The 9,876-nt window shown below is 67.2% G+C and carries 8 protein-coding genes and 1 pseudogene; 4 read left to right on the top strand and 5 right to left on the bottom strand.

Features of this window, described 5'->3' with window-relative positions:
* Together AC6RA4_RS00005 and AC6RA4_RS00010 are read left to right on the top strand one after the other, a co-directional pair.
* Window positions 1–166 (top strand): annotated as a pseudogene (locus AC6RA4_RS00005) (argininosuccinate synthase); the annotation flags it as partial.
* A 174-nt stretch (window positions 167–340) separates the two neighbouring features.
* On the top strand, window positions 341–754 hold the full coding sequence (locus tag AC6RA4_RS00010; protein ID WP_500156149.1) for a DUF1810 domain-containing protein: 414 nt from the start codon (window positions 341–343) through the stop codon (window positions 752–754).
* Window positions 755–876: 122 nt separating this feature from the next.
* On the opposite strand, the gene AC6RA4_RS00015 is transcribed toward AC6RA4_RS00010, so the two are convergent.
* The 3 genes from AC6RA4_RS00015 to AC6RA4_RS00025 form a co-directional block, all read right to left on the bottom strand.
* On the bottom strand, window positions 877–1,287 hold the full coding sequence (locus tag AC6RA4_RS00015) for a DUF7282 domain-containing protein (protein ID WP_500156151.1): 411 nt from the start codon (window positions 1,285–1,287) through the stop codon (window positions 877–879).
* A 112-nt stretch (window positions 1,288–1,399) separates the two neighbouring features.
* A complete protein-coding gene (locus tag AC6RA4_RS00020) occupies window positions 1,400–2,116 on the bottom strand; it encodes a sulfotransferase-like domain-containing protein (RefSeq protein WP_500156153.1) in 717 nt (238 codons plus the stop codon).
* Complete coding sequence (locus tag AC6RA4_RS00025; RefSeq protein ID WP_500156155.1) at window positions 2,113–3,009, bottom strand: D-amino acid aminotransferase; 897 nt, start codon at window positions 3,007–3,009, stop codon at window positions 2,113–2,115. Before AC6RA4_RS00025 ends, AC6RA4_RS00020 begins: the two co-directional genes overlap by 4 nt.
* Before the next feature lie 133 nt (window positions 3,010–3,142).
* Between AC6RA4_RS00025 and msrA the strand changes: the two genes are divergently transcribed.
* Window positions 3,143–3,790: a peptide-methionine (S)-S-oxide reductase MsrA gene (gene msrA, locus AC6RA4_RS00030; protein ID WP_500156157.1), complete on the top strand. Its 648-nt coding sequence runs from the start codon at window positions 3,143–3,145 to the stop codon at window positions 3,788–3,790.
* A 3-nt stretch (window positions 3,791–3,793) separates the two neighbouring features.
* On the opposite strand, the gene AC6RA4_RS00035 is transcribed toward msrA, so the two are convergent.
* Window positions 3,794–4,672: a ribokinase gene (locus AC6RA4_RS00035; protein WP_500156158.1), complete on the bottom strand. Its 879-nt coding sequence runs from the start codon at window positions 4,670–4,672 to the stop codon at window positions 3,794–3,796.
* A gap of 22 nt (window positions 4,673–4,694) precedes the next feature.
* On the bottom strand, window positions 4,695–6,950 hold the full coding sequence (locus AC6RA4_RS00040) for an NADP-dependent malic enzyme (protein ID WP_500156160.1): 2,256 nt from the start codon (window positions 6,948–6,950) through the stop codon (window positions 4,695–4,697).
* Between the two features lie 157 nt (window positions 6,951–7,107).
* Between AC6RA4_RS00040 and mutS the strand changes: the two genes are divergently transcribed.
* Window positions 7,108–9,750, top strand: coding sequence for a DNA mismatch repair protein MutS (gene mutS, locus AC6RA4_RS00045; RefSeq protein ID WP_500156162.1), 2,643 nt, complete (start codon window positions 7,108–7,110; stop codon window positions 9,748–9,750).
* Window positions 9,751–9,876: the final 126 nt, after the last annotated feature.

Raw genomic sequence — 9,876 nt, forward strand, 5'->3', positions numbered from 1 at the left:
CCGCACCGTGGCGCGCTGGTCCGAGCACTCGCTCTACTCCGAGGCCCACGTGACCTTCGAGGACGATGCCGGCGCCTACAACCAGGAAGACGCGAAGGGCTTCATCCAGCTCAACGCGCTGCGCCTGAAGCTGCTGGCCGCGCGCAATCGCCGCTTCCAGGGCTGAGCCAAGCCTCAGACGTCGAGAAAGATTGCCCCCGCCGGACATGCCTCCGGCGGGGATATTTTTGGCCAGAAGAAGACAGGGGCGCTTCCCTCATGGCTTCTTCTGGCTCAAAATATCCCGGGGAGTCCGCGCCCCGCGCGGGCGGGGCAGCGCCCCGATTTGCCGGAGGTCACCATGGCAGAGCTTCAGGAGTTCGTGGAGGCGCAGGATCGCCACTGGCCGCAGATCCTTGCCGAGCTGCGCGACGGGCGGAAGGTCACGCACTGGATCTGGTACGTGTTCCCGCAGCTCGACATCCTGGGCCGCTCGCAGATGGCGCGGCATTTCGGCCTGTCCGGGCTGGACGAGGCTGCGGCGTATCTCGGTCACCCGGTCCTCGGGCCGCGGCTCCGTGAGGCGACCGAGCTCGTGCTGAGCCACGAGGGCACCGCGCCGGTGGAGATCCTCGGCCCCGTCGACGCGCTGAAGCTGCGCTCCTGCATGACGCTTTTCGAGGCGGTGCCCGGTGCGCCGGGCTGTTTTCGCGAGGTGCTGAACCGGCTCTATTCCGGCGAAAGATGCCCTGTCACACGTGACGCACTGGGCTGAGGCGGGCAAGAAAAAGCCGCCCCCGCGGCCAGTGCGGGGACGGCGCCGAAGACCGTCATTGAGCCAGGAAGGGCGGCCTCCGGATACTTGTTACGGGAACCGGTTACTCGTTACCGAAACTCTCAGTCCACGGTGATCGTGGTCATCACGAGGTTGCCGTCGACACGGATCGGGCCGTCTTCCTTGGCGCCGAGCGTGTACTCGAACACGCCCGTCTCCATCCCGCCCTCTTCGCCATGCACCATCAGCATCAGCATGTCGCCCGAGGCGACCTCTTCGGTAAGGATCGCCGCCACATCCATGGTCTCGCCGGCGCGCAGCGGCGCGTGGCCGACCACCGGGCCGGGCTTCATCTCGGCATCGGTGCGGTGCACAACCAGCCAGCCGTTGCTCTCGGCCATGACCTGTTCGGCGCTCACGACGCCGTTCGACACGCTCTGATCCATCGCCTTGACCATCGGCATAGCGTGGTCATCGGCAAGGGCCGCTCCGGCGGTGAGGGTCAGGGCGGCGGCAACTGCGAAACTCTTCATCATACTCTCCTGTCGTGTCTTGGGCAGGCAACCCGATGTTGCCCGATCTGCCCTTAACCACGGAGCCCGAGAGGGGGGAGTTTCAGCAGCGACCGAAAAAACCTGAAAAAAATCAGATCAGGGTTTTGGCGCGCATCTTGTCGTAATGAACCATGGCCTCGTCGGCGAGCGCCTTCGCGCGCCCGTCGAGCACCGGCAGCGGGCCTTCCGGCCCGGCAAAGCCGGTGGAGCGATGCACAGAGGCGTACCAGTGCGGCGCCCAGACGCCATCCTGCGCGTGCCCGCCCGCGGGCCAGCTCAGCATCGCCGGGTCGAACGCCAGCCCGATCGCCTCGCAAAGCGCGCGCAGCTTGCCCTCTGGGTCATTGCGGATGTCAGCGCTGTCGATGACGTAGGGCGTCAGCCCGAGGGAAGAGACATGCTCGTAGAGCCCGGCCTGCAGGGCAAAGCCAATATCGGCGGCGGTGGGGTTTTCGTAACCCTTGGAAAAGCTCGCCACCACGCGCGCCGGATGGCGCAGCAGGAAGATATTGACGCACTCGGCCATGAAATCGCGCGGCATGCCGGGGATCATGTGCTGGCACATGTGCTTGTGATAGGCATGCGGCTTGCCTCCGGGGATCGGCCCCGAAAGCTGCGCCGCCACCTCTTCGCCGCTCTCGGGGCGGCTGGCCTTGATCTCCTCGCCCATCGGATGCGCGAGCCCGGTCATCCGCAGGTAGGGTCCGTAGAAGGGCTCATCCACCACATGGAAATCCGCGCGGTTGCCGAAGGCGTACATCATCGCGGTCGAGAGGTTCCGCGGGCCCGACCACATGGCGATCTTCATGACGTGACAAGCTCCTTGTAGAGCGCCCGCAGGCGCTTGGTCATCGGACCCATCTCGCCCGTGCCGATGCGGCGGCCGTCGATCTCGCCCACCGGGGTCTGGGCGCCGAACGTGCCGGTGAGGAAGGCCTCGTCGGCGCCGTAGGTGTCGACCAGCGAGTAGTTGCGCTCGTGCACCGGGATATCGTTGGCGCGGCAGAGGTCGATGACCTTCTGCCGGGTGATGCCGTTCATGCAGTAATCGCCTGTCGAGGTCCAAACCGCGCCCTTGCGCACGATGAAGAAGTTGCAGGCGTTGGTGGTGTTCACGAAGCCATGCACGTCGAGCATCAGCGCCTCATCGGCCCCGGCCTTCTCGGCGGCAATGCAGGCGAGGATACAGTTGAGCTTGGAATGCGAGTTGAGCTTGGGGTCCTGCGTCATCGGCAGGCCGCGCTGGTGCGGCACGGTGGCGAGGCGGATCGGGCGCGGGATCGAGGGCTTCGAGTGCTCCATCAGGATCACCACCGTCGGCCCTTGCACCGAGAGTCCCGGATGCTGGAACGGGCGGGTCTTGATGCCCCGCGTCACCATCAGCCGGCAATGGGCATCGGTGACCATGCCGTTGGCCTCCTGCGTGGCGGCGATCGCCGCCAGCAGTTCCGCACGGCTCATACCGATCTCGAGGTCGATCGCCAGCGCCGCCTCGAAGAGCCGGTCGAGATGCTCGTCGATGAAGCTCCAGCGCCCGTCATAGAGCCGCAGCCCCTCCCAGATGCCATCGCCCAGCATGAAGCCGGAATCGTAGACCGAGACCAGCGCCTCCGCCTTTGGCTTGAGCGTGCCATTGACCCAGATGAGGATCTCTTCGTTGCGGGCGTCGTCCTGCGCCTGATGTGTCGTGACCTTGTCCATGGGCGCCACGCTAGGAGTGTTTCAGTCCGGGCGGAAGGGGTCACGCGCGCTCACCATGCGGTGAAATCGCGTTGCAGCGGATTGATCGGGCGGCGCGCTGGCCGCAGCCTGTTGCCCATAGGGAGGACGCATCATGTTCCGCAGCATCATTCTAACCGTATTGATCGTCATCGGCCTTGGCGTTCAGGCGCATCGCGCCGAGGCCGGAGAGCGCCGCGACATCGTCGTGGCGGGCGGCTGTTTCTGGTGCGTGGAGGCGGATTTCGAGAAGGTCCGCGGCGTGCTGGGCGCGGTCTCGGGCTATACCGGCGGCAGCCTCGCCAACCCGACCTACAAGCAGGTCAGCCGCGGCGGCACCGGGCATTACGAGGCGGTGAAGATCACCTATGACAGCGCCCGGGTGAGCGCGGATCAGCTCTATGCCATGTTCTTCCGCTCGGTCGACCCGACCGATGCCGGGGGCCAGTTCTGCGACCGGGGCGAGAGCTACCGGACCGCGATTTTCGTCTCTAACGCTGCCGAAAAGGCCGCCGCAGAGAAGGCAAAGGCCGAGGCGCAGGCAGCGCTCGGGCAACGGATCGTGACCCCGATCCTGAAGGCGGGCCGGTTCTACAACGCCGAAGGCTATCACCAGGATTACTACAAGTCCGACGACATCATCCTGTCGCGCTTTGGTCCGATCTCGAAGAGCAAGGCCTACAAGAAATATCGCGACGCCTGCGGCCGCGACCAGCGGGTGCGCCAGCTCTGGGGCAGCGCCGCACCCTTCGCGGGCGGCTGAGGCTCAGCCGAGCCTTGCGTCCTGCACGTCCTTGAGGTCGGGGATGACATCGGCCGTGCCGTGGCGCGTCACCATGATCGCCGCGGCGCGGGTCGCGAGATCGGCCGCCTGACGAAGCGGCATGCCGCGGTCGAGCCCTGCGATCAGGTAGCCGGTGAAGGTGTCCCCTGCCCCGGTGGTGTCCACCGCCTCGACCTTGGGCGCGGCGATGCGCTCCGGGCTCCAGCCGTTTTCCGCGAGATGGATCCGGCAGCCCTCGGCGCCCTCGGTCACGATCACCGTCTTCACCCCCATGCGCGGCAGATCGAGGCCGGTGGCCTCTTCGAGCTGCGCCATCTCGATGGCGTTGAGCACGAGAATGTCGGTGTGATCCAGCACCGCAAGCGCCGCCTCGGCCTCGAAGGGTGCGGCGGCATAGGCGACACGCAGGCCCAGCTTGCGCGCCATGCGGGCCGCCTCGGGCTGCAGCAGGGTCTCGTTCTGCATCAGGAGAATGTCGCCGGTATCGGCCTCGGCCAGCACCCGGCCCAGAAGATCCACCGGAATGGCATGGTTGGCGCCGTGGAGGATGACGATGGAGTTCTCGCCCAGATCGTCGACCATGATGATGGCGTGCCCGGTCTCGGCATCGACCGTCGCGATATGGCGGGTGTCGACGCCATATTCCATCAGCCGCTCGACCGCCCAGCCGCCGTCCTTGCCGACAGCCCCAAGATGCACGACCCGCGCCGCCGCGCGGGCAGCGGCGACGGACATGTTGGCGCCTTTGCCGCCAAGCCCCCGGATCATCCCGGAGGCCGCGAGGGTTTCGCCCGGCGCGGGCAGATGAGGCACGGAATAGGCCAGATCCGCGTTGATCGAGCCAAGATTGTAGATCGTCATCCGTGCCTCCTCTGAACTGCGGTCAGCCCACCTTACAGGCCGCCAGAACCGCCATGTTCAGAATGTCATTGGCGGTCATGTTGGTCGAGCAGATCTGGATCGACTTGTCGATGCCGGCGAGGATCGGGCCGACCACGGTGGCGCCGGCCATCTCCTGCATCAGCTTGACCGAGATCGAGGCCGAGTGCCGCGCCGGCACCACGAGGATGTTGGCCGGGCCGGTGAGACGCTGGAACGGATAGGCCTCCTGCGCCTTCGGGTTCAGCGCCACGTCAACCGTCATCTCGCCCTCGTACTCGAAATCGACGCCGCGCGCGTCGAGCACCTGCGGCGCCAGATGCATCTTCTGGGCGCGCTCCGAGACCGGGTAGCCGAAGGTCGAGAAGGACACGAAGGCCACGCGAGGCTCCATCCCGAGATGGCGCGCCACATCGGCGGCACGCTCGGCCACGGTGGCGAGGTCGTGCTCGTCGGGCCATTCATGCACCAGCGTGTCCGAGATCAGCACGATGCGACCATTCATCAGCAGCGCGGTGACGCCGACAGCGCCGTGCTGGGCATCGGCATCGAACACCGAATTGATGCGCTCGAGCACGTGGGCCGACTTGCGCGTGGCGCCGGTCACGAGGCCATCGGCATGGCCATGGGCCAGCATCAGCGAGGCAAACACGTGACGGTCGCGGGCGGCAAGACGGTGGATGTCCTTCAGGTCGCGGCCCCGGCGTTGCAGGCGCTGGTAGAGGAAATCCTTGTAGGCATCGAGATGGCGGGTGTTGCCCGCGTTGACCACCTCGAGCTCACGCACCGCATCGGCAAGACCGGCATCCTCGAGCTTCTTTTTAACGTCGTCCTCGCGGCCCACCACCAGAGCCTTGCCCAGCCCGTTGCGCTGGTACATGACTGCGGCGCGCAGCACGCGCGGATCGTCGCCCTCGGCAAAGATCATCCGCGCCTGCGCCTGACGCGCCCGGTTGTTGATGCTGCGGATGATCGGCGCGGTCGAGTCCATGCGGCCCCGAAGCGTCTCTTCATAGGCCTCCATGTCGATGATCGGCCGCCGCGCCGCGCCGGTCTCCATCCCCGCCTTCGCCACCGCGGGCGGGATGCGGTGGATGAGGCGCGGGTCGAACGGCGTCGGGATGATGTAGTCGCGGCCAAAGGCCAGCTGCTTGCCATAGGCAAGGCCGACCTCGTCGGGCACATCCTCGCGCGCGATGGCGGCCAGCGCCTCGGCGCAGGCGATCTTCATCTCGTCATTGATGGCGCGGGCGTGGATATCGAGCGCGCCGCGGAACAGGTAGGGAAAGCCCAGGACGTTGTTCACCTGGTTGGGGTAGTCGCTGCGCCCCGTTGCCACGATCGCATCGGGCCGCACCTCGTGGGCCTCTTCCGGGGTGATCTCGGGATCGGGGTTGGCCATGGCGAAGATCACCGGGTTCTCGGCCATGCTCTCGACCATGGCCTGCGTCACCGCGCCCTTGGCCGAGACGCCGAGGAACACGTCGGCCCCGGCCATCGCCTCTTCCAGCGTGCGCAGATCGGTGCGCGCCGCGTGCGCCGATTTCCACTGGTTCATGCCCTCTGTGCGGCCTTGGTAGATCACGCCCTTGGTGTCGCACATGATGCAATTGTCATGCTTCGCGCCCATCGCCTTGACCAGCTCGAGACAGGCAATGCCCGCGGCCCCCGCGCCGTTGAGCACGATCTTGCACTCTTCGATCTTCTTGCCGCTCAGATGCAGTGCGTTGATCAGACCGGCGGCGCAGATCACGGCGGTGCCGTGCTGGTCGTCGTGGAAGACCGGGATGTCGCACTCTTCCTTGAGGCGCTGCTCGATGATGAAACACTCGGGCGCCTTGATGTCCTCGAGGTTGATGCCGCCAAAGGTCGGCGACATCAGCTTCACCGCGCGGATGATCTCTTCCGGGTCCTCGGTGTCGAGCTCGATGTCGATCGAGTTGACGTCGGCGAAGCGCTTGAACAGCACCGACTTGCCCTCCATCACCGGCTTCGAGCCAAGCGCGCCAAGATTGCCAAGGCCCAGCACCGCGGTGCCGTTCGAGATCACCGCGACGAGGTTGCCCTTGTTGGTATAGTCATAGGCCAGCTCGGGGTTCTCGGCGATATCCTCGCAGGGCACGGCCACGCCCGGCGAATAGGCCAGCGACAGGTCGCGTTGGGTGGTCATCGGGACGGTGGCCTTCACCTCCCACTTGCCGGGGGTGGGCTCGAGGTGGAAGGCAAGCGCCTCCTCCCGGGTGAATTTGATCTTGGCCATGTCGTCTTTCTCCAGCGCAGCGCGTCGCTTCTCTTAGCGCAGGGTCAAGCATCGCTCAACAGCGCGGATTTCGGCTTTCACCGGGGGCGCACGCTTTGATATGTCTCGCCAGAACAGGCAGGCGCAGGCAGGCACAGGCAGTCACCCGGGGGCAGACATGACGGCAGTCACGCCAATGATGGCGCAATATCTCGAGATCAAGGCCGGGCACCCGGACGCGCTGCTGTTCTACCGCATGGGCGATTTCTACGAGCTGTTCTTCGACGATGCCGCCGCCGCCGCCGAGGCGCTCGACATCGCGCTGACCAAGCGCGGCAAGCACGCGGGCGACGATATCCCGATGTGCGGCGTGCCGGTCCATGCCGCCGAGGGCTATCTCCTGACGCTGATCCGCAAGGGCTTTCGCGTCGCGGTCTGCGAGCAGATGGAGAGCCCCGCCGAGGCCAAGAAGCGCGGCTCGAAATCGGTGGTCAAGCGCGAGGTGGTGCGGCTCGTCACCCCCGGAACCCTCACCGAGGAGTCGCTGCTCGAAGCGCGGCGGCACAATTTCCTCGCGGCCTTGGCCAAGGTTCGAGACGATTGGGCGCTGGCCTGGGCCGATATCTCCACCGGCGCGTTCCACGTCATGCCGCTGGGACAGGCCCGCATCGGCGCCGAGCTGGCGCGGCTTGCCCCCTCCGAGCTGCTGACCTCCGAGGCCGCCGAGGAAGAGCTGCGCGCCGTGCTGGGCGATCTCGGCATCGACCCCACCGTGCTCGGCCGCGCCTCCTTCGACAGCGCCGGCGCCGAGGCCCGGCTCTGCAGCCTCTTCGGGGTGCAGACCCTCGCCGGTTTCGGCAGCTTCGAGCGCGCCGAGCTGGCGGCGATGGGCGCGCTGGTTGATTACCTCGACATCACCCAGAAGGGCCGGCTTCCGCTGCTGCGCGCGCCACAGCGCGACGCGGTCTCGCGCCTCTTGCAGATCGACGCCGCCACCCGGCGCAACCTCGAGCTCACGCACTCGATGAATGGCGGTCGGCAGGGCTCGCTCCTGTCGGTGATCGACCGCACCGTGACCCCGGGCGGCGCCCGCCTGCTGGAGCGCCGGGTCTCCTCGCCCTCGCGTGAGCTTGCGGTGATCTCCGCCCGGCTCGACGCGCTCGACTGGGGCATCGAGACGCCCTTCGCCAGCGCCTTGCGCGATCTGCTGCGCAAGGTGCCCGATCTCGACCGCGCCCTGTCGCGTCTCGGGCTCGACCGTGGCGGCCCCCGCGATCTTGCCGCGGTGCGCAACGCGCTGGCCCAGGCCGAGGAGATCGCGCAAGCGCTCGATGAGGCCCCCCTGCCCGAGCTTCTCGCCAGCTCCCGCGGCGCGCTGCGCGGCCACGACGAGCTGCTCACCCTGCTCGACGCCGCGCTGGTGGCCGAACCGCCGCTGCTCGCCCGCGACGGCGGCTTCATCGCGCCCGGCTACGACGAGGCACTCGACGAGGCCCGCAAGCTGCGCGACGAGGGCCGCGGCGTGATCGCCGCCATGCAGGCGCAATACGCCCAGCAAGCCGGCGTCACCTCGCTCAAGATCAAGCACAACAACGTGCTCGGCTACTTCATCGAAACCACCGCCACCCACGCGGAAAAGATGATGTCGGCCCCGCTCAACGAGACCTTCATCCACCGCCAGACCACCGCCAACCAGGTCCGCTTCACCACCGTCGAGCTGACCGAGCTCGAGACCCGCATCCTCAATGCCGGCAACGAGGCGCTGGAGATCGAAAAGCGGCTCTATGCCAGCCTAAGAGAGGCGATCCTCGCCAATGCCCCCTCTCTCTCCGAGACCGGCCTCGCGCTGTCGGAATTCGACCTCGCCCTCGGCCTCGCCGATCTCGCCCGCGCCCAGGACTGGTGCCGCCCGCAGGTCGACGACAGCCGCGCCTTCGCCATTGAGGGCGGCCGTCACCCGGTGGTCGAACGCGCGCTACAGACGCAGGGCGGCGCCCCCTTCATCGCCAACGACTGCGGCCTCTCGGCGCAAGGCGACGCCGCCTCCGTCACCCTGCTGACCGGCCCCAACATGGCCGGTAAATCGACCTATCTGCGGCAGAACGCGCTGATCGCGCTGCTGGCGCAAATCGGCTCCTACGTCCCGGCCCGCGCGGCGCATCTTGGCCTCGTCAGTCAGATCTTCAGCCGCGTCGGCGCCTCCGACGATCTCGCCCGCGGCCGCTCCACCTTCATGGTCGAGATGGTCGAGACCGCCGCCATCCTCAACCAGGCCGACGACCGCGCGCTGGTGATCCTCGACGAGATCGGCCGCGGCACCGCCACCTATGACGGGCTCTCGATCGCCTGGGCCACGCTCGAACACCTGCACGGGGTCAACCGCGTGCGGGGCCTCTTCGCCACGCATTACCACGAGCTCACCGTGCTCGCGGGCAAGCTCGAGGGCGTGCGCAACGCCACCGTCGCGGTGAAGGAATGGGATGGCGAGGTGATCTTCCTGCACGAGGTGCGCGAGGGCGCCGCCGACCGCTCCTACGGCGTGCAGGTGGCCCAGCTCGCCGGTCTGCCCCGCGCCGTCACCGATCGCGCCCGCACCATCCTCGACGCGCTCGAAAAGGGCGAACGCGAGCGCGCCGCCCCCAAGGCGCTGATCGACGACCTGCCGCTGTTCTCCGCCGCCGCCGAGGCCACTCCCCAGCCCGCGCGCCCCACCGGCCCCTCGCCGCTCGAGGAAAAGCTCGCCACCCTCAACCCCGACGATCTCTCCCCGCGCGACGCCCTTCAGGCCCTCTACGACCTCAAGGCCACGCTCGAGCACTAAAAAAGCGGCCCCCGAAAGGACCGCTCCACGTGCAACATCTGTCAAATGACCCCGGCTTTCTTCTGGCCGAAAATATCCCGGGGGGAGTCCGCCCTGGCGGACGGGGGGCAGCGCCCCCCTCCCGCG

This window comes from Salipiger sp. (genome assembly GCF_059781815.1).

What these genes read in the sequence shown, in the direction of transcription:
- AC6RA4_RS00035 (WP_500156158.1), bottom strand. Translation starts at nt 4,672, where the DNA reads ATGACGATCTACAATCTTGGCTCGATCAACGCGGATCTGGCCTATTCC.
- AC6RA4_RS00020 (WP_500156153.1), bottom strand. Translation starts at nt 2,116, where the DNA reads ATGAAGATCGCCATGTGGTCGGGCCCGCGGAACCTCTCGACCGCGATG.
- AC6RA4_RS00010 (WP_500156149.1), top strand. Translation starts at nt 341, where the DNA reads ATGGCAGAGCTTCAGGAGTTCGTGGAGGCGCAGGATCGCCACTGGCCG.
- AC6RA4_RS00015 (WP_500156151.1), bottom strand. Translation starts at nt 1,287, where the DNA reads ATGAAGAGTTTCGCAGTTGCCGCCGCCCTGACCCTCACCGCCGGAGCG.
- AC6RA4_RS00025 (WP_500156155.1), bottom strand. Translation starts at nt 3,009, where the DNA reads ATGGACAAGGTCACGACACATCAGGCGCAGGACGACGCCCGCAACGAA.
- AC6RA4_RS00040 (WP_500156160.1), bottom strand. Translation starts at nt 6,950, where the DNA reads ATGGCCAAGATCAAATTCACCCGGGAGGAGGCGCTTGCCTTCCACCTC.
- msrA (WP_500156157.1), top strand. Translation starts at nt 3,143, where the DNA reads ATGTTCCGCAGCATCATTCTAACCGTATTGATCGTCATCGGCCTTGGC.
- mutS (WP_500156162.1), top strand. Translation starts at nt 7,108, where the DNA reads ATGACGGCAGTCACGCCAATGATGGCGCAATATCTCGAGATCAAGGCC.